Source organism: Streptomyces lacrimifluminis, from assembly GCF_014646095.1.
GTDB classification, from domain to species: Bacteria; Actinomycetota; Actinomycetes; order Streptomycetales; family Streptomycetaceae; genus Streptomyces; species Streptomyces lacrimifluminis.
The window spans coordinates 164,613-188,540 of sequence record NZ_BMMU01000017.1 but is presented as its reverse complement, the minus strand read 5'-3'; the positions used below and the strand labels follow the sequence as shown (position 1 = coordinate 188,540).

Below are 23,928 nucleotides of genomic sequence, written 5' to 3'. Positions count from 1 at the left end.
CCATCGGCGAACTCCCCTACCTCCTCACCCTCGCAGGCCACGGCTTCTACTGGTTCCGGCTGCGGAAGGACGCGAAGGACGCGGGGTAGAAAACAGTCCTACCCGGACGTACACGGTCGTACGTGCCGAACCCCGGCGGGCCGGTTTCTCCCGTCCCGCCCGGGGCACGCAACAGTCACACCCCGCCCCCTGGGGAAAGGACAGGCGCCATGTCGGAAGCCATCACCCGCTCCGCCACGACAAGTCCCGACCTCCTCACGTCCCTGGAACCACTGCTGCGCGAATGGCTGCCGAGGCAGCGCTGGTTCGCCGGTAAGGGACGTCCGGTCACCGACTTCACCCTGGTGGCGGCCACCGAACTGTTGCCGGTCACCACACAGCTCGGCCTGTACCACCTCCTCGTACGCGCCCATCAGCCCGCTCTCCAGGGCCCCGGAGACTGCTACCAGCTCCTCATAGGCGCGCGCGAGGCGCTGCCGCCCCGGCTGGCGCCCGCGCGGATCGGACACGTCGACCGGGGCCCGCTGACCGGACGGACGGTGTACGACGCCCTGTACGACGCCCGGCCGGCCGAAGTGCTCCTGGAGGCGATGCGTACCCGGGCCCGGATCGGCGCGCTGCGCTTCGACCGCGACGGGGACGGGAGTGGGGGCGGGGACGACAAGGGCGCGGCCGGGGGTGACGGCGAGGGCGAGATACCCGCGGGGCTGGTGGCCCGGTTGGTGACCGCGGAGCAGTCCAACTCGTCGATCGTCTACGGCGATACGTTCATTCTGAAGCTGCTCCGCCGGGTCATGCCGGGCGTCAACCCCGACCTGGAACTGCCGCTGGCGCTCGCCCGCGAGGGCTGCCCCCGGGTTCCGGCCCCGGTGGCGTGGATACACACCGACGCCGACGGAACGACTGACCCCTCCACGGAGACGAATGCCGAGGACAGTTACGTACTCGGCGTCCTCCAGCCCTTCGTGCGGGGTGCCGCCGACGGCTGGGAACTGGCCTTGCGCGAGCTGGCCAAGGGAGAGGACTTCAGCGCGGAGGCGCGGGCGCTCGGGCGGGCCACCGCCGAGGTGCATCTGGCGCTCGCCCGCGCCCTGCCCACCGTGACGCTGGGCCACGCGCAGCTGCGACCGCTGGTCGACGGCATGATCGAGCGCCTGGAGGCGGCGGTCCAGGCGGTACCGGCCCTCCATCCGTACGCCCCCGGCCTGCGCTCGGCGTACGAGGCGCTGGCCGACCTCGCCGCCGAGGGCCGGACCTGGACGGCCCAGCGCATCCACGGCGATCTGCACCTCGGGCAGTGCCTGCGTTCGCCGTCCGGGGAGTGGTCGCTGATCGACTTCGAGGGCGAGCCGTCCAAACCGCTCGCGGAACGCCGGCTGTCACAGCCGCCGGCCCGGGACATCGCGGGCATGCTCCGCTCCTTCGACTACGCGGCCCACTCGCTCCACCCCCGGCTGCCCGGCTGGGCGGCGGTGTGCCGGGCCGCGTACTGCGCCGGATACGCGGAGATCACCGGCCTGGATCCGCGTACCGATCCCGTCCTGCTGCGGGCCTACGAGACGGACAAGGCCGTGTACGAGGTGGTGTACGAGGCACGGCACCGCCCGGACTGGCTTCCGGTACCGATGTCGGCGGTACAGCGTCTGGCCGCGCCCGGCTGACCTCCCGCGGCACCCCGCTCCCCCTCACCTCCCACGCCCTGCCTCACCTCCGAAAGGCCCCCGCCCGTGACCCCGCACTCCCCCTCCAGCGGCTCGAAGAACCCGAAGAAGAAGACGTCCGCGAAGAAGGCCCCTGGGAAGAAGGCGGCAAAGCAGGCGATGAAGGAGGCGGCACGGGGGGCGGCAAAGGAGTTGGAGAAGGCGTCGGAGAAAACATCGGAGAAGAAGTTGAAGCCCAAGCCGGAGACGACACCCGAGGCGACACCCGAGGCGGCCCGGGAAACGAACCCGGTGTCGGTCACGGAGCCGGTCACAGTCACGGACCCCGTCACGGCGGCGGAGCCGGTCACGGCGGCGGAGCCGGTGCCGGTCACGGCGGCGGAGCCGGTGCCGGTCACGGCGGCGGAGCCGGTGCCGGTCACGGCGGCGGAGCCGGTGCCGGTCACGGCGGCGGAGCCGGTCACGGTCACGGCGGCGGAGAAGCCCTCCCCGCGACCCGTCGGGTCCGCTCCGGAGGAGACCGCTCTGCTCCCCTCCCCCGCGCTGGACGCCTCCGACCGCGGGCGCCTGCTGGCCGGCACGCATCACGACCCGCACTCCGTCCTGGGCGCGCATCCGCTGCCGGGCGGGGTCGCGTTCCGGGTACTGCGGCCGTACGCCCTGTCGGTGACCGTCGTGGCGGGGGATCTGCGGGCCGAGCTGCACGACGACGGCGACGGGTTCTTCTCGGGTGCGCTGCCACTGCGGGGCGTCCCGGAGTACCGGCTGATCATCGCGTACGAGGAGCAGGTGCAGGAGACCGAGGACGCGTACCGCCTGCTGCCCGCACTGGGCGACCTGGACCTGCATCTCATCGGCGAGGGCCGGCACGAGGAGCTGTGGAAGGCCCTGGGCGCCGAGCCGATGACCCACCAGGGCGTCACCGGCACCCGCTTCGCCGTCTGGGCGCCGAACGCGCAAGGGGTCCGGGTGACCGGGGGCTTCAACTTCTGGGACGGTACGGCGTATCCGATGCGATCGCTGGGCGCCACCGGGGTGTGGGAACTGTTCGTCCCGGGCGTCGGCGAGGGTGAGCTGTACAAGTACGAGATCACGCGCCAGGACGGCTCGAAGACGCAGCGCGCGGACCCGATGGCCCGACGGACCGAGATTCCGCCCAACACCTCGTCCATCGTGCACAGTTCACACTACGAGTGGGAGGACGGGGAGTGGCTGGCGCGGCGGGCGGAGGCCCCGGCGCACGAGGCCCCGATGTCGATCTACGAGCTCCATCTGGCGTCCTGGCGACCGGGCTTGACGTACCGTCAACTCGCCGACCAGCTCCCCGCCTATGTACGGGACCTGGGCTTCACGCACGTGGAGCTGATGCCGGTGGCGGAGCACCCCTTCGGCGGCTCGTGGGGCTACCAGGTCACCGGTTTCTACGCACCCACGGCCCGGCTGGGCACTCCGGACGACTTCAAGTACCTGGTGGACGCCCTCCACCGCGCCGGCATCGGCGTACTGATGGACTGGGTCCCGGCCCACTTCCCGCGCGACGAGTGGGCGTTGGCCGAGTTCGACGGCCGCCCGCTGTACGAGCACGAGGACCCGCTGCGCGCCGCCCACCCGGACTGGGGCACCCTGGAATTCGACTACGGCAGGAAGGAAGTCCGCAACTTCCTTGTGGCGAACGCCGTTTACTGGTGCGAGGAGTTCCACATAGACGGCCTGCGGGTGGACGCGGTCGCCTCGATGCTCTACCTCGACTACTCGCGCGAGCCGGGCCAGTGGGTGCCGAACGAGCACGGTGGCCGGGAGAACCTGGACGCGGTCGCCTTCCTCCAGGAGATGAACGCCACGGTGTACCGGCGGGTCCCGGGGGTCGTGACGATCGCCGAGGAGTCGACGGCGTGGGACGGCGTCACCCGGGCCACGCACCACACGGGCCCCGGTGGCTTCGGCGGGCTCGGCTTCGGTCTGAAGTGGAACATGGGCTGGATGCACGACTCGCTCGGCTACGTCCAGCACGACCCGGTCCACCGCAGGCACCACCACCACGAGATGACGTTCTCCATGGTGTACGCGTACAGCGAGAACTACGTCCTGCCGATCTCCCACGACGAAGTCGTCCACGGCAAGGGCTCGTTGGTGTCCAAGATGCCGGGCGACTGGTGGCAGCAACGGGCGACCGAGCGGGCGTACCTGGCCTTCATGTGGTCACACCCTGGCAAGCAACTCCTGTTCATGGGGCAGGAGTTCGCGCAGGGCGCCGAGTGGTCGGAGGCCCATGGCCCCGACTGGTGGCTGCTCGACCCCGCCTACGGGGCCGAGGCGGACCACAGGGGCGTACGCGACCTGGTCCGCGACCTGAACACGGTGTACCAGGACACCCCGGCCCTCTGGCAGTTGGACACGAACCCGGCGGGCTTCGAGTGGCTGGTCGGGGACGCGGCGGAGGACAACGTCTTCGCCTTCGTCCGCTACGACGCGGAGGGCACCCCTCTTCTGTCGATCAGCAACTTCTCGCCGGTCGTCCGGGGCGACTACCGCATCGGTGTCCCGGACACGGTCCCGGCCTGGCACGAGACCCTGAACACGGACGCGTCCCGCTACGGCGGCGCCGACAGCCACAACCCGGACCCCCTCAAACCGGACCCCCAGCCCTGGCACGGCCGCCCGGCCAGCATCCGCGTAACCCTGCCACCCCTGGCCACGGTATGGCTGCGCCCGGCGTAGCACCGTGAGAGCGGGGTTTCCCACCCACCCGCCCGTTCACCGCGTCTCTCCAGCGCGGGCCCAAGCACCTCCACGCCCCCGGCGGTCAAAGACGAGGCCCTCCAGCCCCAGCCCTGTTTCCCACCCACCCGTTCACCGCACCTGTCCAGCGCGAGCCCAGACACCCCATCCCACCCGGCGCTCGAAGACGAGCCCCGTTCAGCCCAAGCCCTGTTTCCCACCCACCCGCCCCCGCCCCTCCTTCAGCCCAGGCCCCGCCCTGCCAGCCCGTCTGGGGGTCCCCCTCTGGGGTGAGTAAGAGGACAAGGCCCGTTCAGGGCCGTAGCGGGGGTTCGGGGGCGCAGCCCCCGAGGATGGGACGGGTAGGGGCGGCGGGGGCGAAACAACTCACCGCCCACCCCCCACCTCACCGCCCCCCGAACATCAACCTCCGCAACGCCCCCAACAACCCCTTCACCCGCCCGTCCTCACCGGTCACCCCCGCCCCCTCCCCGAAACCACCGCCGACACCGACACCGACACCCATATCCACCCCGCCCCCCTGCCCCACCCCACGCCCACTCAACTCATACCGAACCGGCAACAACCGCAACCCCCGCACCACCGGCCCCGACCGCCACGGCAACTGATCCGCCGGCAACGTCAGTTCCGCCTTCTCCAGGTGATCGAAGATCCGCCCCACCGCCGTACTCACGATCATCCCGCCCAACTCCCGCGCCGCACTGGGACACTGATGCGGCCCGGCCCCCCACCCCAGATGCGCCCGCGTACTCACGGCCGACCCGACCAGGTGGGACGCCCCGATCGCCATCAAGTCCCCATGCGCCGCCGCAGCCGACGGCGACACGATGTCCCCGCCCCGGATCCAGAAGTTCCCCAACGCCACATCCCGCGCCGCGAACCGGAAGCACATGTTGGCCACCGGCGGATTCACCAGCGCCGCCCGGTTCACCGTCTCCCCGAGCTGCCCGGCCGACAGACTGCGCCGCACCGTCGCGTTCCCGCGCAACACCTCCAGCAGCGTGTTCAGCACCATGTTCCCGGTGATGTCGTTCAGGTACACCGCGTTCATGAACAGCTCACGCCCCAACTGCTCGTCCGACAGCCCCGGATCGGCCAGCAGCATGTACGACGTCAGGTCGTCCCCGGGCCGCGCCCGCCGATGCGCGGCCAGCCGCGTCATGGCACCCAACGCCCGCCCGGTCGCCGGCCCCGCGTCCGGCCCGCCGTCCAGCATCCGCCACAGGTCCATGACCAGCTCGTCCCCGAGCTCGACAGGGCAGCCGAACAGCTTCGTGGTGACCATCAGCAGCAACGGCCGCGTGTACTGCGCCCCCAGGTCGGCGAACCCCACCGTGCCCGACTCGGCCGCCAGCATCCCGATCAGCTCGTCGGCGTACCGCGCGACCGTCGCCCGCAGCTCCCAGCCCTGCGGGGTGTGCCCGTCCTGGAACGGCCGCAGCGCCGAGTGATGGGTGTGCCGGGCGGCGAGATGCTCCTCGTCGTCCATGAACATCGTCTGGCGCACCTCGTAGCCCGCCAGCAGCGGCCAGTCGGCGGGCAGCCGGCCCTGCGACCTGGCCCGCCAGTAGCGCACGTCCCGCCGCCACACGCTCTCGTTCCGCAGTACCTCCAGCACCTCGCGGTAGTCGAGAACCAGCCACACCGGTACGCCCATCAGCCCCACCGGCGCCACGGGACCGTAGGTGCGCCGAAGTCGGGTGTACACGCCGCCCGGGTCGGCGTCGAACTCCGATGTCAACAGCGGTTCCACGGGCAACGACTCGAGCGCGGGGCTGTCGACGGGTGCGGTCGCGAACGGATGGGCTTCCATACGCACACGCATACCGCACTGACCGCACACGCGCAGTGACCATGGCGCGAACTGTTACGTCTTGGTGACCCTTGGTGCACGCGTTCCACGGGCGCACCCGGACCCCCTCAGGTCCCGACAGCGGCCAACGCCACCGGCAACTCCCCCTGGTGCAGCACGCCCACGCGCTGAGTGGCCCGGGTCAGCGCCACGTACAGGTCACTCGTGCCGAAGGCTCCCGGTTCCACCACCAGTACGGAGTCGAATTCCAGCCCCTTGGCCTGCCGGGGATCGAGCAGCACGACATCCCGCGTCAGGTCGGGCTCCGCCCCCGCCTCCACACCGTCCAGCCGCGCCGCCAACTCCCCGTGCAGTTCGCGCGGTGCGATCACGGCGAGCCGCCCCTCGACGGGCGCCAACTCGCCGACGGCCTTCTCCACGGCCCCCGCGAGATCCGCGGGACCGCCACCGTCCACGGCACGCACCCACGGCCGCACCCCGGTCGACCGTACGGACCTCGGCGGCTCGAAGTCCGACCGCTCCGCCCGCACCACGGCCGCGGCGAGGTCCATGATCTCGGTCGGTGTCCGGTAGTTGACGCCCAGCCGGGCGTGCTCCCAGCGGTCCTGGACGTACGGCGCGAGGATGTCCTCCCAGGATCCGACGCCGCCCGGCTCGGCGGTCTGCGCCGGATCGCCGACCAGGGTCATCGACCGGGTCGGGCTGCGCCGCATGAGGAGCCGCCACGCCATCGGCGACAACTCCTGTGCCTCGTCGACGATGATGTGCCCGAACGCCCAGGTCCGGTCGGCCGCCGCCCGTTCGGCGGCGCTCCGCAGATCGTCCTCCTCGTGCCGCTCGGCGAACCGCTCCGCGTCGATGATGTCGTGCGCGGACAGCACCTCGGAGTCCTCGGCGTCCAGGTCCTCGAACTCATAGGTCCGGGAGGCGTACGAGACATCCAACACGCCTTGCGCATAGGCGACTTGGCTGCTGCGCTCGCGCTCCGCCTGCGCCCGGGCCACCCGGTCGTCCTCGCCGAGCAGCTCCGCGGCCTCGTCGAGCAGCGGTACGTCGGCCGTCGTCCAGGCCCGGGTGACGGGCCGCCGGACGGCCTCCGCGTCGGCCTCCGACACGTACCCCTCGGGTGCGGCGAGGAAGTCCGCGACCAGCCGCCGCGGGGTGACGCGGGGCCACAACTGGTCGATGGCGGCCCAGACTTCACGGTTCTCGGCCAGGTCGTCGCGGATCTGGGTGATGTCGCTGGGGTCGAGGAGATTGCTGCCGTCGTAGGGGTCGGTGCCGATCCGTTCCGCCACCATCTCGGTCAGCGTGTTGAGGATGTGCCCCTCGAAGTGTTCGCGCGCGACGTTGTGCGGCAGCTTCGCCTCGCGCGTGCGCTCCCGCGCCATGCTCACCAGTCCGGCGTCGAGCATGAGGATGTCCCGGTCGTGCTCGATGGCGATGACGGGGTCGGGCAGTCCCTGCCGGTCCCGTACGACGGCTGCCAGCACGTCGGCCATCTCGGCCCGCCCCTTGACGGTTGCGGCCCGGACGGTGTCGGCGGCGGTGGCCTTCAGGCCCGGGAACAGCTCGCCGACGGTCGCCAGCAACACCCCGGTCTCACCGAGCGAGGGCAGCACCTCACCGATGTAGCCGAGGAAGGCGGGGTTGGGCCCGACGATCAACACGGCCCGCTTGGCGAGGAGTTCACGGTGCTCGTAGAGCAGATAGGCGGCCCGGTGGAGCGCGACGGCGGTCTTGCCGGTACCGGGCCCGCCCTCCACCACCAGCACACCTCGATGCGGGGCACGGATGATCTCGTCCTGCTCGGCCTGGATGGTCTGCACGATGTCGTTCATCCGGCCGGTGCGGGCGGAGTCGAGCGCGGCGAGCAGCACGGCATCGCCGGAGGGGTCCTCGTAGCCGGTGCGTGTCTCGTCGCCGAGGTCGAGGATCTCGTCGTGCAGTCCGGTGACGTGCCGCCCGTCCGTACTGATGTGCCGGCGCCGGCGCAGCCCCATCGTCGTGTGCCCGGTGGCGAGATAGAAGGGCCGGGCCACCTCGGCCCGCCAGTCGATGAGCATCGGGGTGCGCTCGGCGTCGTCGGCGCGCAGTCCGATACGGCCGATGTGGTGGGTGACACCGGAGGTGAGATCGATCCGCCCGAAACAGAGCGACCCGTCGACGGCGTTCAGCGCGGCAAGGAACCCGGACCGCTCGGCGACGAGCACGTCCCGCTCCAGCCGGGCCTGCATCGGCGTACTGCCCTGCGCGAGCGCGTCCGTGACGGAGTGCTCGGTGTCGCCGCGCAGGGCGTCGACACGGGCGTAGAGCCCGTCGACGAATTCCTGCTCACTCCGCAATTCATCGCGAGTTGATTCCGTGTTTGCGCCCCTGTTTGACAATTCCGCTCCCGCTCGGATATACTCTGTTCAATGAACTTTTCGCGACTCCATTCGATGAAAGTCGCGAACCATTGAATATACGCAAAGAAATCCCCCGAGCGCAATCGCTCGGGGGATTTCTTTTTGTTTCCGCCGACGGCCACTGGCGGTCGCCGACAGTCGAGGGCTCACCGGAACCGGTGGACCACCTGGATCTCGCCGACGATGTGGGCGTTGAACTCGTCCAGCTCCTCAGCCGGCACCCACAGTTCGAGAATCGTCCGCCCGCCCGCCTGCTGGACGGGGAACCGGCTCACATACGCCGAGTCGATCTCGAAGCGCGTCACGAAACCGGCGCCGTCGTGCCTGACGTTCCAGTCCCGCGCGATTCTGACCGCGTACTCCTCGTTGAGGACGGGGTAGAAGATGGGCTGCTCAGGAAGGCGGGGCGGCCAGGCACGCCAGTTCAGCTCCCGGACGAGGTCCAGCTCCTTGGGCCCGGTGGGGCGCCACAGGGTCGTGGTCCCGGTCGTCGCGGTCTCGCTCGCTGTCGCTCGTCGGCCGGTCATGGGAGTGCTCTCCGTCAGGTCATCGCATGGTGATTGCGTCAGACTACGTCGGACAGCTCCTCCAGCAACCGCCTTTTCGGTCGGGCCCCGACCATCGACCGCACCGGTTCTCCGCCCCGGAACACCATGAACGTCGGCATGGACAGGACCCGGTAGGCGTTGGTCGTCAACGGGTTGGTGTCCACGTTCAGCTGGACCACCTTCAGGCGGGTGGACTCCTCCGCCGCGAGGGCGCTCAGCACCGGGGCCATCTGGCGGCACGGTGGGCACCAGTCGGCCGTGAACTCCACCAGGACCGGCAGCTCCGACCCGATCACCTCCGCCTCGAAGTCCGCGTCCGTCACCTCGGCCACACCCGCTGCCCTGATCATCGTGTCTGTCCTCCCCACTCGCATGCCGGTTCCGGACCGCCCGGAACCGTCGCCTCGGCCGCCAGCTCGTCGCGCGCCCGCTCGGCCCGCGTCAGCTGTTCGCCGACCTTCTCCCGGACCGACTGCAACTCGTCGATCAGCGCGTCGAGTTCGTCCAGCTTGCGGCGGTAGACGGCGAGTGACGCGGGGCAGGAGTCGCCCTCCGGGTGGCCCGCCCGCAGGCAGTCCACGAAGGGCCGCGTCTCCTCCAGGTCGAACCCGAAGTCCTGGAGCGTCCGGATCTGCCGGAGCAGCTTCAGGTCGTCCTCGTCGTAGGCGCGGTAGCCGTTGTCCGTGCGCCGCGCGGGCAGCAGCCCTCGTGACTCGTAGTACCGCAGGGTCCGCGTGGTGGTCCCCGCCCGCGCCGCCAGCTCCCCGATCCGCATGCCGATTCGCATGCGTACGAACGTAGTCCTTGACGCCGACGTCAAGGCAACCCCCCGCGAGCTCACCCCTGGGGCAACAGCGGCTTCCCCTCCACCGGGGACGACAGGACGATCGACGTCGTCGTCCGGCCCAGCGCCGACGTCTGTTCAAGGACGTCCTCCAGGTGCACCGTGTTCGCCACGGCCACCTTGAGGATCCAGCAGTCCTCGCCGACCACGTGGTGCACCTCGGTGATCTCGGGGCGGGCGAGCAGCTCCAGGGTCCTGGGATGCTTCAGGGTGTAGCCGCCGTGCGGGTTGACCCTGATGAAGGCCTGGATGCCGTAGCCGAGGCGCGCGGGGGCGACACGGGCGCCGTATCCGGTGATCGCGCCCGCCGACTCCAGCCGGCGCACGCGCTCGGTGACCGCCGCCGGACTCAGCCGCACCCTCCTGCCCAGCTCGCTCAGCTTGATCCGGCCGTCGGTCTGGAGGAGCTCCAGGATCTGCCGGTCCAGCGCGTCGAAGGCCACCGACGTTTCGTTGGCCGCGGCTCGCGACTGCCGTGGTTCTTTCGGTACCCCCGCCGGATGTCCCATGACTCCCCCTTCAGAACGCGCTGATACGCCAGGAGAATTATGATCACAAGGTCCACAACGGGGAGGGGACGTCGTGCGTGACGTATTGGTCATCGGCGGTAATCGCTATTTCGGAAAGCGGCTCATCGGGAGGCTGATCGCCGCCGGAGACCGGGTCACCGTTCTCAACCGGGGCTCCGCTCCCCCGCCCGCCGGGGCAATTCACCTCGTCGCCGACCGCGACGACGAGGCCGCCCTGAATTCCGCTCTCGGCGACCGTGCCTTCGACGTCGTCGTCGACCAGGTCTGCTACACGCCCCGCCAGGCGGCGATCGCCCGGCGCGTCTTCGCCGGCGGCCGTACCCGCCGCTATGTGATGACGTCCACGGTCGAGGTGTACGAGTACGAGGACTCCCTCGTCTACGAGGACACCGTCGTCCCCGTGCGCGAGGACGCCGTCGATCCGCGTACCGTCCCCGTCCGTCTCGAACTCCCCTGGCACAAGCCGGAGTTCCGCGAGACCCACTACGGCGAGGGCAAGCGCCAGGCCGAGGCGGTCTTCGCGTCCGCCACCACCAGCGACTCCGACCCCCTCTCCGGTTCCGACTCCCCCTCCCCCTCCCCCTCCCCCTCCGATGACACGACGGCCGGCGGTACGGAGTTCCCGTACACCGCCGTACGCGTGGCCCATGTCCTGGGCGGGGACGACGACTTCACCGGCCGGCTCGACCACTACGCCCAGCGCATTCGCACCGGCGCACCGATAGCCGTACCGACCGAGAACCGGCCCGCGACCTATATCCACGTCGAGGAGATCGCCGACTTCCTGTTCTGGACGGTGGGCGAGAACTTCACCGGGCCGGTCAACGCCGCCTCCCACGGACTGCTGACCACCGAGGAGTTGTGCGCCTGTGTGGCCCGGCACATCCCGGACGGCCGGACCGTCTTCCAGAACGTCGACGTCGGCAAGGTCTCCCCGTTCTCCTTCGCGCGCTCGTACGGCATGGACAACTCCCGGGCCACGGAGCTCGGGTTCACCTTCGGCCACGTTCAGGAGTGGCTGCCGCGAGCTGTCGCCGAGACGCTCGGGGCGGAGGCGGGGAGACACGGAGGCGGGGGGAGGTAGGCGGCGTGCGGTACGGCAGGTAGCGGTACCGCGGGTAATGGGCGCGCCCGGAAGGGGCGCGCCCCCTACGGTGACGGCATGACACCCTCCGAGCAGCCGCCTCAGCCCGAGAACCTTCCGGTATCGGTATCGGCGGGCCTCCCCACGCCGGAAGGGCCGCCGATACCGGTTCCGGAAGGCTTCGCGACACCCGAAACGCTTCAGGCGCCCGAAGGGCTCCCCAAGGCCGAGTTCGCCTTTCCCGGTCCGTTGCGCGACCAGCTCGTCGCCGCGATTCTCGACGGTTCGAAGACGTCCACAACCGGGCTCGTCGTCGACTACGAACACGCGGGTGAGGATCTGCCGGAGGTCGGGAGCCGTTCGGTGGTCGTCGACTCCGAGGACCGGCCGGTCGGGATCATCGAGGTCACGGGCGTACGGGTCGTTCCGCTGGCCGAGGTGGATCTCGCCCACGCACTCCACGAGGGTGAGGGGTATGCAGACGTGGCCGCGTGGCGAGCCGGTCACGAGCGGTTCTGGCACAGCGCGGAGATGCGGGCGGTGCTGGAGGACCCCGGGTTCAGCGTGGACGACGCGACCGAGGCGGTACTGGAACGGTTCCGCCTCGTGGCCGACCTCCGCCCCTGAGTTCCTTCGCCCCCTCCCTGCGGGCTACCGCCCCCAGAGGGGCTGGATGCACCTGGGCCTGAGCTGGACACAGACGGCGAACGGGCGGGTGGGGGAAACAAGGCCTGGGCTGTACCGGCGTTGCCTTCGACCGCCGGACAAGCTGAGAGACCTGCGCCCGAGCTGGAGACAGACAGCAAACAGGCGGGTGGGTGGGACACACAACCCCCGGCATCCCCACCCTCACCCCACACCCCCCTCCCCTCGCCCCGTAAGCAGAAGCAGCAGCTCCGAGATCGGGCCGCGCATCTCCCTGGCCCCCTCCCCCCGCGTCCACTCGACATCCGTAGCGACCAGTCGCGCGTCCGGCAACGGCCACGGGCGCGGCGGAAACCGCATCGTCCACACCCGGTCGGCCGCATCCCGCGCCGCCGCCGGAGGCATCGCCCGCTCCCTGCCCAGTGCCCGTGCGATGTCCTGACCGTGGACGAGGATGTCGAGGAGCGGTTCGCGACGGGTCGTTCCGGGCGCCAGCCGACGGGACCCGATCGTCGCGCGCAGGTTGGCGACGATCTCCTCGACCGGCAGCCGCGCCTCCTTGACCGCCGTGTCGTGGATCATCCGGTCGATGTTCCCCCGGGCCCGGACGAATTCGCGTGCCACCGTTCCGTACGACAAGCGCGCGGCGATGGTCAGATGCGCGGCCACATCCCGTACGCGCCAGTCGCCGCACCGCGTGGGCAGCTCCCACTCCGCCGGGCTCAGCCCTGCCAGCAGCTCCGCCAGACCCGCCCGCTCATCGTCGACCACCTGCCAGCGTTCGTCCGTCTCCAGCACGACACCCATGGGGATCACCGCCAACTCAAGTGGTAAGCTTCTCTGACCAAATTAGTCAGAGTCTCTTATCAAAGTCAAGCCGGAGGAGAGTGCCGACCATGGCCACCGCGTCCGTACCCGAGAGTGAGCTCAGCACCGGGCTGCTGCTCTTCCTCCCTTACCGGGCCCTGGAAAGCCGTGTCTTCGCCGTGCTCGCCTCAGCCGGTTTCGACGACTTCACGCCCGCCCAGGCCCGCGTGCTCCAGCGCGTCGGCCCGGACGGCACCCGGCTCACCGAACTCGCCGGGCAGGCTCAGATCACCAAGCAGACCGCCGGATTCCTGGTCGACCAGCTGGAGAAGGCGGGCTATGTGACACGGGAGCCGGACCCGTCCGACAGACGGGCCCGGCTGGTGTGTCTCGCGGAGCGGGCGCGTGCCGCGCAGCCCGTCGCCGCCAGGGTGGTGGCCGAGGTGGAGGCGGAGTGGGAGGCTCATCTCGGCAAGCGCCGGATGGCTCAACTCCGCCAGTCCCTCACCCTGTTGAGGGAGATCACCGACCCGTACGCGTGAGCTCGGACGCCTCGGCGGACTCGGACGTCTCCGCGGGGACGTCAGCGCCGGCCTCCGTCACCGATTCCGGCGCCCCCGCCCCCTCGGCTTGCCCCTTCCCCGGCAGCAGCACAGCGACCAGCACCGTCCCCACCCCAAGGATCACCGCCCCGATCAGGCTGGTGCGGGCCACCGCGTCGGAGAAGGACGAGCCGACCGCGTCCGCCATCTGCCGTGCGCCTTGGGCGAGTTGGGTGGCCTGCGTCTTCAACTCGGCGGCCTGCTCAGGCTTCCCGGCGCTCGCCGCCTGTGACGCCTGTGCCGCGAGCTGCTGGGCCCGTTCGCCGATCGCCTGGGCCACCTGGTAGCCCGCACCGACCGAGTCCTGGGCCGAACTCAGCGCGCCCGTCGGCAGCTTGCTGCCGTTCGTCGCGTCGGTGAGGTGGGAGGCGTACGACGTGGAGAGCAGCGAGCCGAGGATCGCGATGCCGAGCGAGCCGCCCAGCTCAAGCGAGGTGTCGTTCACCGCGCCGCCGACGCCCAGTTCGGCCTCGGGGAACGCTCCCATGATCGCGTCCGTGCACGGGGAGAGCGCGAGGCCGATCGCCAGGCCGAGGACGACGAGAGGGATGACGAAAGTCCCGTACGCCGAACCGGAGTCCACCTGCGAGAGCAGCGCGAGGGCCGCCGTACCGCCGACCATGCCCGCCGTGACCGTGACCTTCATGCCGACGCGCGGGGTGAAGTAGCCGGTGAGGGCCGAGCCGACGAAGACCGCGCCCGCCAGCGGCAGCATGCGCAGGCCGGTGTCCAGGGCGTCGTAGCCGAGGACGAACTGGAGGTGCTGGGTGAGGTAGTAGAACGCGCCGAAGACCGCCAGGAAGAAGAGGGCGACCGCGAGGTTCGAGCCGGCGAACCGGCGCTGGGTGAAGCGGCGTACGTCGAGGACCGGGCGGGGGTGGCGCAGTTCCCACACCACGAAGAGGACGAGGCCGAGGCCCGCGGCGACCGCCGCCGTGATCGCCTTGACGCCCCAGCCGAAGTGCGGACCCTCGATGATCATGTAGACCAGTGCCGCGATCCACACCACGGACAGCAGCCCGCCGACGTAGTCGATCCGGTCGTGGTGGCCCGCCTTGGACGGCGGTACGAGGACGAGGGCACCGACGATCGCGAGCACGGCGATGGGCACGTTGATCAGGAACGTCGACGCCCAGCCGTGGTCCTCCAGCAGCGCGCCCGCGACCAGCGGACCGGCCGCGATGGCGAGGCCGGCGGTGGCGGTCCACAGGGTGATCGCCCTGGCTCGTTCGGCGCGCGGGAAGGTCGCGGCGAGGAGGGAGAGCGTCGCGGGCATGATCAGCGCGGCGCCCACACCCATGACGGCACGGGCCGCGATGACCCCGGTGGCCGAGCCGACCAGCGAACCCGCGACCGACCCGGCACCGAAGACGACCAGGCCGAGGACGAGCGCCCCGCGCCGGCTGTACTTGTCGCCGATCGCGCCGAGCAGCAGCATCAGGGCCGCGTACGGGACGGTGTAGCCGTCTATGACCCACTGGAGGTCGGCGCTGGACAGGCCCAGGTCCTGGGTCATGTCGGGGGCGGCGACGGTGAGGGCGGTGTTCGCCATCACGATGATCAGCAGGCTCAGGCAGAGCACGAGAAGCGCCCACCAGCGCCGGACGTAGGGGCGGGTCATCCCCTCGACGGGTTCCGTCCTGATGAGTCGCATGGCCACGGGATCGCCTTCCTGACTGCCTGGTGATTGATCGTTTTGCACAGTGGCGTGCAGTTGCACAATGATGTGCAACATACTCCGATGCACAGTGCTGTGCAAATAGAAGGAAGGGAAGGCACAATGTCAGCCATGACCACGGGTACCACCAGCCGCGCCGACGTGAATCGCCGCCGCATTCTCGACGTCGCCCTCGCCGAGCTGTTGCGCGATCCCGACGCCTCGATGGACCAGATCGCGCGCGCCGCGGGTGTCGTACGACGGACGGTGTACGGGCATTTCCCCAACCGGGAGGCGTTGATCAGCACGCTGCTCGACGGCGCCGTCGAGGCGGTGGCCGCCGCGCACGCCGAGGGGACCGAGGGCGCCACCGAGGACCCGGCGGAGTGCGTCGCCCGGTCCACGCTCGCCGTCTGGCGGGTCGCCGACCGCTACCGCATCCTCGTCGGGCTCGCCCAGCGCAGCGTCACCGTGCAGGGCATCCGCGACCGGTTCACCCCGGTCCGCGAGGCCGCGGTCCAGGTGCTCCGGCGGGGCCTGGAGGAGGGCGTGTTCGCCTCACCCCTGCCTGCGCCGGCACTGGCGTACGTACACGAGCAGATGCTGTTCGCGCTGATGGAGGCGGTGAACGACGGGCTCCTCGCACCGGAGGAGGCGGGCCGCTCAGCCGCGGTCACCCTGCTGGCCGCGGCGGGCGTCCCCGTAGCCCGGGCCACAGCACTGGTGGCCGAGCTGAGCGACTGAGACGCGGCCGTCGCGGCGGAACGGCAGCCGGGCGATGTATCGGCGAACCGCTGTACCGCTGTTCCCTGTTCGCCGCACCGCGCATTGCCTTACCGGACACAGAAACAGCCGAGCGGCCAGGCTTCGGGGGAGTGCCTGGCCGCTCGGCGTTTTCCGAGGTCCCGGGGCTCCGGCGGACCTGCTGGGGCCCCGGGCCGGGCGGCTGGACTTCTGGGGAGTGTCCGGGCCACCCGGGGTTTCCGGGATCTGACTGTCGTTCTGAGTCTGTGAAGCTGGGACCCGCCTGGCGCGCGGCGCCGGGGTCCTGTGCCCGGGCGGCTGAGGGACGGGGGAGCACCTCAGCCGCCCGGAGTCGACGGGTCCGGGCCGGGTCGTACCGGGCCGGAGGGGGCCGGGCCCGGGGTCAGGCCTTGGCGAGTTCCTTCTCGCCGCCCTGCTCGGGGACGTCCACGGTTTCGGTGTTCGGGTGGAAGTCGTCGTTCTCGTCGATGAGCGTCTTCTCGTCGAAGGGGTGCTGACCGGCGAGGACCTCCGCGACGCGCTCCTTGTCGATCTCCTTGGTCCAGGTGCCGATCAGGACCGTGGCGACCGCGTTGCCCGCGAAGTTGGTGAGGGCGCGGGCCTCGCTCATGAAGCGGTCGATGCCGACGATCAGGCCGAGGCCGTCCACCAGGGCGGGCTTGTGCGACGAGAGACCGCCGGCCAGGGTCGCGAGACCGGCGCCGGTGACACCCGCCGCGCCCTTCGAGGCGACCAGCAGGAAGAGCAGCAGCGGGATCTGCTCACTGACCGCCATCGGCGTACCCATGGCGTCGGCGATGAACAGGGACGCCATGGTCATGTAGATCATGGTGCCGTCGAGGTTGAACGAGTAGCCGGTCGGGACGGTGATGCCGACCACGGGCTTGCTGACGCCCAGGTGTTCCATCTTCGCGATGAGGCGCGGCAGCGCGGACTCGGAGGAGGAGGTCGAAAGGATCAGCAGGAACTCGCGGCCCAGGTACTTGAAGAGCGACAGGATGTTGAGGCCCGTGAAGATCTTCAGCAGCGCACCGAGCACGATGAAGACGAAGAGGAAACAGGTGAGGTAGAAGGACAGCATCAGGACGGCGAGCTGCTTGAGCGCGTCGACACCGGCGGACCCGGTCACCGCGGCCATGGCACCGAACGCGCCGACGGGCGCGGCCCACATGACCATGGCGAGGATACGGAAGACCAGACGCTGGATGTGCTCCACACCGCGCAGGACCGGCTGGCCGGCCGAGCCCATGGCCTGCAGGGCGAAACCGGCGAGCAGGGCGACGAACAGCGTCTGGAGGACCTCGCCGCCGGTGAAGGCGGAGACGAACGTGGTCGGGATGATCCCGAGCAGGAACTCGGTGGTGTCCTTGGCCTCGGCCGAGACCTGCGCCTGGCCGGTCTCCTTGACGGCGTCGGTCAGCGCGAGGCCGGTGCCCGGCTCGATGATGTTGCCGACGACCAGGCCGATGCCCAGCGCGATGAACGACATGAGCACGAAGTAGCCGAGCGCGATACCGCCGACCTTGCCGACCTTCGCCGCCTTCCGTACCGAACCGATACCGAGCACGATCGTGCAGAAGATGATCGGCGAGATCATCATCTTGATCAGGTTCACGAAGCCGGTACCGATCGGCTTCAGCTCGACCGCGAAGTCCGGGGCGATCAGGCCCACGGCGATACCGGCGGCCACCGCGGCGATGACCGCGATGTAGAGGTAGTGGGTACGGTCCCGCTTGGCGGCGGGTGCGGCAGGTGCCGTTGAGGATGAGGTGGCCACGGCTGCCCTCCTTGACGTCGTCGTCGGCATCACCGGCGTGCGGCTCACGTCCGGGGGATGGGGAGAAAGTTGTGCTGGGGGTGCTTCGGGGTCGCGGACGGCGACCGAAACAGGCCAAGGCCCGTGAATCGCGTCCCTGCGATGCCGTGACTATCCCTTGGCCTGTGAGGGCGGTCACCCTTCCGTTCATTTAGTTCACGCTTATAAGGAGAGGCAGACTGGCACCATGCGCTTCCCCCGCGTTCCCGGACCCCGCAGCCTGGCCGCCCAGCTGTTCGCGATGCAGGCCGTGCTGATCGCGGTCGTGGTGGCCGGATGTGCGCTGTTCACCTACCTCAGCGACCGCAGTCAGGCCGAGGACGCGGCGGGCCGCCAGGCGATGGCCGTCGCGCGTTCCGTCGCGGACTCGCCCTCGGTGCGCGAGGCGATCCGTACCGCTCCCGAGCCGACGACGCTGCTCCAGCCGTACGCCCTCCAGGTGCAGCACCACACGGACGTCGACTTCATCACGATCATGAACCCCGAGGGCATCCGCTGGACCCACCCCGACGAGGAGCAGATCGGGCAGCGCTTCCTCGGGCACCGGGAGCGCGCGCTGCGCGGCGAGTCGTTCACGGAGGTCTTCTCGGGCACGCTCGGGCCGTCCGTCCGCGCGGTGACGCCGATTCGCGCCGATGGGGCCGACGGCGAGATCATCGGGCTGGTCAGCGCGGGGATCCGGGTCGAGGAGATCACTGCCCGGGTCCAGGACCAGGTCACGGCGCTGTTCGGGGTCGCGGCGGGCGCGCTGGCGCTGGGCGCGATCGGCACGTACGTCATCAACGCGCGCCTGCGCCGCCACACGCACGGGATGAACGCGGCCGAGCTGAGCCGTATGCACGACTACCACCAGGCCGCCCTGCACGCCGTACGCGAGGGGCTGCTGATGCTGGACGGGCAGTACAGGGTGGCGCTGATGAACGACGGCGGACGGGAGCTGCTGGGCGTCCTCGACAAGGGTGAGGTCGTCGGCCGGTCCGTGGCCGAGCTGGGGTTGCCGGCGCCGCTGACGGGCGCGCTGCTGTCGGCCGAGCCGCGCGTCGACGAGGTGCATCTGACCGCCGACCGGGTGCTGGTCGTCAACACCTCCCCGGTGTCGAGCGGTGAGCGCCGGGGCACGGTCGTCACCTTGCGCGATGTGACGGAACTCCAGTCCTTGATGGGCGAGTTGGACTCCGAGCGCGGTTTCACCCAGGCGTTGCGCTCACAGGCGCACGAGGCGGCGAACCGTCTCCACACGGTCGTGTCCCTGATCGAACTGGACCGGGCGGAGGAGGCCGTGGACTTCGCGACCGCCGAACTGGAGCTGGCCCAGGCGCTCACCGACCAGGTGGTCGCGGCGGTCAGCGAACCGGTGCTGGCCGCCCTGCTGCTCGGCAAGACGGCACAGGCGAACGAGCGGGGCGTGGAGCTGGTGGTGTCGGAGGACAGCAGCCTCGACGACGGCCTCCTCCCCGACACGTTGCCCTCGCGCGACCTGGTCACCATCCTCGGCAACCTCATCGACAACGCGGTGGACGCGGCCCAGGGAAGCGTGGAGGGCGGCATGGGCGCGTCCCGGGTGACGGTGACGGCCCTGACGGAGGACTCCCTGCTGGTGCTGCGGGTGTCGGACACGGGCGCGGGTGTCGACCCGGCCCACGCGGAGGCGGTCTTCCAGCGCGGGTTCACGACCAAACCGGCGGGACCGGGCGGTCGGGGTCTCGGCCTGGCGCTCGTACGGCAGGCGGTGGCCCGGCACGACGGGACGCTGACGGTGGCCGAGGCGGCGTGCGGCGGGGCGGAGTTCGAGGTTCGGCTGCCGTTGCCTAGGGTTGCGGCGCCCGTGGTGGCCCCGCCTAACGGTTCGGGACGTCACGCTCCCGTCAGGTCCAGCACCGCCGAGTGCACCACCGAGCCCGCCGAGACAGCCGAGCCCGCCTTGCCAGGAGGCGACGTATGACCGACCCGAGAGACACGACGCGCAGAGACACGACGACGGACCCGATCCGCGTCCTCGTCGTGGAGGACGACCCGGTCGCCGCCGACGCGCACGTCATGTATGTGGGCCGGGTGCCCGGGTTCACGGCCGTGGGCAAGGCGCACACGGGCGCGGAGGCGCGGCGCGCGCTGGACCGTACGCCCGTCGACCTGCTCCTGCTCGACCTCCACCTCCCGGACGGACACGGGCTGCAACTGGCCCGCTCGCTGCGGGCGGCCGGCTACCACGCGGACGTGATAGCGGTGACGTCGGCACGGGACCTGGCGGTGGTGCGGGAGGGGGTCTCGCTGGGGGTCGTGCAGTACGTACTGAAGCCGTTCACCTTCGCGACCCTGCGGGACCGGCTGGTGCGGTACGCCGAGTACCACGCGTCGGCGGGTGAGGCGAGCGGCCAGGACGAGGTCGACCGTGCCCTGGCCACCCTGCGCGCACCGGGCCCCGCCGCCCTCCCCAAGGGCCTGAGCGCCCCCACCCTGGAACGGGTGACGGTGACCCTGCGGGCCAGCACCGAGGGGCTCACCGCGGCCGGGGTCGCCGAAGAGGTCGGCATCTCGCGCATCACGGCCCGGCGCTACCTGGAACACCTGGTGGACGCGGGCCGGGCGGCGCGGAGCCCGCAGTACGGGCAGGTGGGGCGGCCGGAGTTGCAGTACCGGTGGGTGAAGGGCTAGCGGAGGAAGGGGAGTTGACCGTGGCCACCCTGCCTTCCCCGGCTTTGCTGTCGTGGTGCCGTGGTGCCGTGGTGACTGTCGAGCGTTGGTCGCTGCAAGGTCATTGACCTGACTAGACCATTCCTCTTACGTTCGCCGGGCAGCCGTACAGGCTTACAGCCCGTAGGAGGTCGTGCTCGTGCGCCCCACCGCCGCCCGCCCAACTGCCCCATCCTCCCTGCTCGTTGCCGCCGCCCTCACCATCGCCGCCGGTTCGCTCACGGCGTGCGGCGGCGGCTCCGGAAGTGATCCGGACACGGTGAAGATCTCCTTCAAGCAGTCGACCGACAACTCCGTGAAGGTGATGGACACCTACCTCGCGGACGTCAAGAAGCAGTTCGAGAAGGCCAACCCGGGCAAGAAGGTCGAGTTGGTCCCGATCAAGGCCCCGGACTCGGAGTACTACACCAAGGTCCAGCAGATGCTCCGCTCCCCCAAGACGGCTCCCGACCTGGTCTACGAGGACACGTTCCTCATCAACTCGGACATCACCAGCGGGTACTTGAAGCCGCTGGACGCCTACCTCGCCAAGTGGCCGGACTGGAACCAGTTCATCGACACCGCGAAGACGGCGGCCAAGGCCGAGGACGGCAAGACGTACGGCGTGCCGGACGGCACGGACACAAGGGGGTTGTGGTTCGACAAGGCCATCTTCAAGAAGGCGGGGCTTCCGAAGGACTGGCAGCCGAAGACGTGGGAGGAGGTGCTGTCGGCCGCCCGCACGATCAAGGAGAAGGTGCCGGACGCCATCCCCCTGAACGTCTACACGGGCAAGCCGGCCGGTGAGGCGGCCACGATGCAGGGCTTCGAGATGCTGCTGTACGGGACGAGCAGCGCGGGAGCGACGGCCGCGAGCGACCCCCTGTACGACGGCTCGTCGAAGAAGTGGATCGCGGGCAGCCAGGCGTTCAAGGACGCCCTGACGTTCGTCGAGACGGTCTACAAGGAGAAGCTGGGCCCGGACGTGTCGGACGCGTTGGACCCGAACGTCGCGACCCGCGTCCGCGGCGAGTGGCTTCCCCAGGGCAAGCTGGGCATCAACCTCGACGGCTCCTGGCTCCCCCAGGACTGGCTGCCGGGCAGCGGTCACGAATGGCCCGAGTGGTCGACGAAGCTGGGCCTGGCGGCGATGCCTACCCAGAACGGCCAGGCGCCGGGCAGGGTGAGCATGTCGGGCGGCTGGACATGGGCGATCCCGTCGAAGGCCGCCAACCCGGACCTGGCCTTCGAGTTCGTCAAGACGATGCAGACGAAGGCGAACGCCCAGAAGTGGTACATCGCCAACTCGGGCATCGCGGTCCGGAAGGACGTGGCGGCGGACCCGTCGTACGTCGACGCCCAGCCCGGCATCAAGTTCTTCACGGACCTGGTCGCGAGCACGCACTACCGGCCCGCGTATCCGGCGTACCCGAAGGTCTCGACGGCCATCCAGGAGGCCATGGAGGGCGTGACGACGGGTGACGCGTCGGTGGAGGAGGCGGCGAGCGCGTACGACGAGGCGCTGAGGTCGGCGACGGACGACCAGGTCGTAGAGAAGCGGTGAGTACGAGTGCGGGTGCGGGTCAGAGGGCCACCAGGCGCTCCCTGACCCGAACGCTGACGCGGGCGCTTCCGGTCACGCCGGCGGTGGTCCTGCTGCTCCTCTTCCTCGCCGGCCCGATCGCGTACTGCGCCTACATCGCCTTCACCGACCTCCAGTTGACGGGCCAGGCCGCGTCGTCGTTCGTCGGCTTCGAGAACTTCCGTACGGCGTTCAAGGACGAGGCGTTCCTGAACGCCGTATGGCTGACGCTCGTCTTCACGGTCCTGTCGTCGCTGGTCGGCCAGAACACGCTGGGGCTGGCGCTGGCGTCGCTGATGCAGCGCGCGTCGAAGCCGGTGCGGACGCTGGTGGGCGGGATCGTGATCACGGCGTGGGTACTGCCGGAGGTGGTGGCGGGGTTCCTGCTGTACGCGTTCTTCCGGCGGGAGGGAACCCTCAACGCCATCCTGGACTGGCTCCATCTCCCGTCCCAGAACTGGCTGTTCACGCTCCCGATCCTGGCGGTGTCGTTCGCGAACGTGTGGCGGGGTACGGCGTTCTCGATGCTGGTGTACTCGGCGGCGCTGAACGAGATCCCGAAGGAGATCACGGAGGCGGCGGAGGTGGACGGGGCGGGGGGCTGGCGGCGGATGTGGCACATCACGCTGCCGATGATCCGGCGGTCGATCGGCACGAACCTGATGCTCAACACGCTACAGACGCTGTCGGTGTTCGGGCTGATCTGGGTGATGACGAGGGGCGGCCCGGGGAACAGGAGCCAGACGCTGCCTCTGTTCATGTACGAACAGGCCTTCCAGAAAAGCATGATCGGGTACGGGACGGCGGTGGCTCTGCTGCTGCTGGTCGTCGGCTCGCTGTTCTCGGTGGTGTACATGCGGCTGCTGCGTACGGAGGTGTGAGGGGCCCGTGGTGACGGTGGCGACGACGAAGTCCCGGCGCGCGAACCGCCGGTTGGCGGCCGACGCGGGTCTGTTGGTGCTGGCGACGGCTTTTGTGCTCCCGCTCGCCTGGGTCGTGCTGTCGGCTCTGGATCCGCGGGCGGATCTGCGGGTGCGGGTGCCGGACGGATTGACGCTGGGCAACTTCGACGCGGTGCTGACGGACGACGTCACGTTTACGCCGCTGCTCAACAGTCTGATGCTGTGCGGGGGCGGGACCCTGCTGACCGTGGTGTGCGCGGCGCTGGCCGCGTATCCGTTGTCGCGGTTTCGGTCACGGTTCAACCGGCCGTTTCTGCTGACCGTTCTCTTCGCCACGTGTCTGCCGATCACCGCGATCATGGTGCCGGTGTACGCGCTCTTCGTGCGGGTGAACCTGATCGACACCATGCAGGGCACGATCTTCTTCTTCGCGGCTTCCCAACTCCCCTTCGCCATCTGGCTGATGAAGAACTTCATGGACGGGGTGCCGAGGGAGCTGGAGGAGGCCGCCTGGACGGACGGGGCTTCGTCGTTTCAGTCCCTGGTACGGATCGTGCTGCCGTTGATGGGGCCGGGGGTGGCTGTCGTCACGGTGTTCTCGTTCGTGATGATGTGGGGGAACTTCTTTGTGCCGTTCATGTTGCTGCTCACGCCGGACCAGATGCCGGCGAGCGTGAGCATCAATGATTTCTTCGGGAATCGGGGGACGGTTGTTTATGGGCAGTTGGCCGCGTTCTCGGTGATCTATTCGACGCCGGTGATCTTGTTGTACGTGTTGGTGGCGAGAAAGGTGGGCGGAGGGTTCGCCTTGGGGGGAGCCGTCAAAGGGTGAGCGGTCCAGGATGGGGACGTCGG

The 23,928-nt window shown here is 69.9% G+C and carries 20 protein-coding genes; 11 read left to right on the top strand and 9 right to left on the bottom strand.

Annotated features, from left to right (window positions below):
• Window positions 1-209 precede the first annotated feature (209 nt).
• Window positions 210-1,661, top strand: coding sequence for a maltokinase N-terminal cap-like domain-containing protein (locus tag IEY89_RS24655; RefSeq protein WP_189149656.1), 1,452 nt, complete (start codon window positions 210-212; stop codon window positions 1,659-1,661).
• Between the two features lie 66 nt (window positions 1,662-1,727).
• Entirely contained in the window at window positions 1,728-4,379 is a 2,652-nt protein-coding gene (gene glgB / locus IEY89_RS24650; RefSeq protein ID WP_189149655.1) for a 1,4-alpha-glucan branching enzyme, read from the top strand.
• A gap of 406 nt (window positions 4,380-4,785) precedes the next feature.
• Here glgB and IEY89_RS24645 read toward each other — a convergent pair whose 3' ends face one another.
• The 6 genes from IEY89_RS24645 to IEY89_RS24620 all read right to left on the bottom strand — a co-directional run bounded on the left by IEY89_RS24645 (window position 4,786) and on the right by IEY89_RS24620 (window position 10,456).
• Window positions 4,786-6,213, bottom strand: coding sequence for a cytochrome P450 family protein (locus IEY89_RS24645; RefSeq protein ID WP_229695407.1), 1,428 nt, complete (start codon window positions 6,211-6,213; stop codon window positions 4,786-4,788).
• A gap of 107 nt (window positions 6,214-6,320) precedes the next feature.
• Window positions 6,321-8,558 carry a HelD family protein gene (locus IEY89_RS24640; RefSeq protein WP_229695406.1) on the bottom strand — a complete coding sequence of 746 codons (2,238 nt, stop codon included), beginning with the start codon at window positions 8,556-8,558 and terminating at the stop codon, window positions 6,321-6,323.
• Between the two features lie 209 nt (window positions 8,559-8,767).
• Window positions 8,768-9,148 carry a hypothetical protein gene (locus IEY89_RS24635; RefSeq protein ID WP_189149653.1) on the bottom strand — a complete coding sequence of 127 codons (381 nt, stop codon included), beginning with the start codon at window positions 9,146-9,148 and terminating at the stop codon, window positions 8,768-8,770.
• A gap of 38 nt (window positions 9,149-9,186) precedes the next feature.
• Window positions 9,187-9,501, bottom strand: coding sequence for a thioredoxin family protein (locus IEY89_RS24630; protein ID WP_189149675.1), 315 nt, complete (start codon window positions 9,499-9,501; stop codon window positions 9,187-9,189).
• A 14-nt stretch (window positions 9,502-9,515) separates the two neighbouring features.
• Window positions 9,516-9,944, bottom strand: a complete 429-nt coding sequence (locus IEY89_RS24625) for a MerR family transcriptional regulator (protein ID WP_189149674.1) — start codon at window positions 9,942-9,944, stop codon at window positions 9,516-9,518.
• Window positions 9,945-10,006: 62 nt separating this feature from the next.
• On the bottom strand, window positions 10,007-10,456 hold the full coding sequence (locus IEY89_RS24620; RefSeq protein WP_229695405.1) for an Lrp/AsnC family transcriptional regulator: 450 nt from the start codon (window positions 10,454-10,456) through the stop codon (window positions 10,007-10,009).
• A 139-nt stretch (window positions 10,457-10,595) separates the two neighbouring features.
• Between IEY89_RS24620 and IEY89_RS24615 the strand changes: the two genes are divergently transcribed.
• Together IEY89_RS24615 and IEY89_RS24610 are read left to right on the top strand one after the other, a co-directional pair.
• Window positions 10,596-11,627 (top strand): Rossmann-fold NAD(P)-binding domain-containing protein, encoded by a 1,032-nt coding sequence (locus IEY89_RS24615; RefSeq protein WP_189149651.1) that lies wholly within the window; start codon window positions 10,596-10,598, stop codon window positions 11,625-11,627.
• Window positions 11,628-11,705: 78 nt separating this feature from the next.
• Window positions 11,706-12,254 carry an ASCH domain-containing protein gene (locus IEY89_RS24610; protein ID WP_189149650.1) on the top strand — a complete coding sequence of 183 codons (549 nt, stop codon included), beginning with the start codon at window positions 11,706-11,708 and terminating at the stop codon, window positions 12,252-12,254.
• A 222-nt stretch (window positions 12,255-12,476) separates the two neighbouring features.
• Here IEY89_RS24610 and IEY89_RS24605 read toward each other — a convergent pair whose 3' ends face one another.
• Window positions 12,477-13,079 (bottom strand): maleylpyruvate isomerase family mycothiol-dependent enzyme, encoded by a 603-nt coding sequence (locus IEY89_RS24605; protein WP_189149649.1) that lies wholly within the window; start codon window positions 13,077-13,079, stop codon window positions 12,477-12,479.
• Between the two features lie 89 nt (window positions 13,080-13,168).
• On the opposite strand from IEY89_RS24605, the gene IEY89_RS24600 reads away from it, so the two are divergent.
• Window positions 13,169-13,621, top strand: a complete 453-nt coding sequence (locus IEY89_RS24600) for a MarR family winged helix-turn-helix transcriptional regulator (RefSeq protein ID WP_189149648.1) — start codon at window positions 13,169-13,171, stop codon at window positions 13,619-13,621.
• Here the strand turns inward: IEY89_RS24600 and IEY89_RS24595 are convergent.
• Entirely contained in the window at window positions 13,602-15,335 is a 1,734-nt protein-coding gene (locus IEY89_RS24595) for an MFS transporter (protein WP_189149673.1), read from the bottom strand. The two genes, IEY89_RS24600 and IEY89_RS24595, sit on opposite strands and share 20 nt — an antisense overlap.
• 126 nt (window positions 15,336-15,461) lie before the next feature.
• On the opposite strand from IEY89_RS24595, the gene IEY89_RS24590 reads away from it, so the two are divergent.
• A complete protein-coding gene (locus IEY89_RS24590; protein WP_189149647.1) occupies window positions 15,462-16,082 on the top strand; it encodes a TetR/AcrR family transcriptional regulator in 621 nt (206 codons plus the stop codon).
• Window positions 16,083-16,485: 403 nt separating this feature from the next.
• Here the strand turns inward: IEY89_RS24590 and IEY89_RS24585 are convergent, their stop codons facing one another.
• Entirely contained in the window at window positions 16,486-17,910 is a 1,425-nt protein-coding gene (locus tag IEY89_RS24585) for a cation:dicarboxylate symporter family transporter (RefSeq protein WP_373287288.1), read from the bottom strand.
• Between the two features lie 196 nt (window positions 17,911-18,106).
• Between IEY89_RS24585 and IEY89_RS24580 the strand changes: the two genes are divergently transcribed.
• The 5 genes from IEY89_RS24580 (at window position 18,107) to IEY89_RS24560 (ending at window position 23,905) form a co-directional block, all read left to right on the top strand.
• The gene (locus IEY89_RS24580; protein ID WP_189149645.1) at window positions 18,107-19,861 is read left to right on the top strand and encodes a sensor histidine kinase; all 1,755 of its coding nucleotides are present in this window, start codon (window positions 18,107-18,109) and stop codon (window positions 19,859-19,861) included.
• The gene (locus IEY89_RS24575) at window positions 19,858-20,571 is read left to right on the top strand and encodes a response regulator (protein ID WP_189149644.1); all 714 of its coding nucleotides are present in this window, start codon (window positions 19,858-19,860) and stop codon (window positions 20,569-20,571) included. Before IEY89_RS24580 ends, IEY89_RS24575 begins: the two co-directional genes overlap by 4 nt.
• 172 nt (window positions 20,572-20,743) lie before the next feature.
• Entirely contained in the window at window positions 20,744-22,153 is a 1,410-nt protein-coding gene (locus IEY89_RS24570) for an extracellular solute-binding protein (protein WP_189149643.1), read from the top strand.
• Entirely contained in the window at window positions 22,150-23,052 is a 903-nt protein-coding gene (locus IEY89_RS24565) for a carbohydrate ABC transporter permease (protein WP_229695404.1), read from the top strand. Before IEY89_RS24570 ends, IEY89_RS24565 begins: the two co-directional genes overlap by 4 nt.
• Before the next feature lie 7 nt (window positions 23,053-23,059).
• Window positions 23,060-23,905, top strand: coding sequence for a carbohydrate ABC transporter permease (locus tag IEY89_RS24560; RefSeq protein ID WP_373287287.1), 846 nt, complete (start codon window positions 23,060-23,062; stop codon window positions 23,903-23,905).
• Window positions 23,906-23,928: the final 23 nt, after the last annotated feature.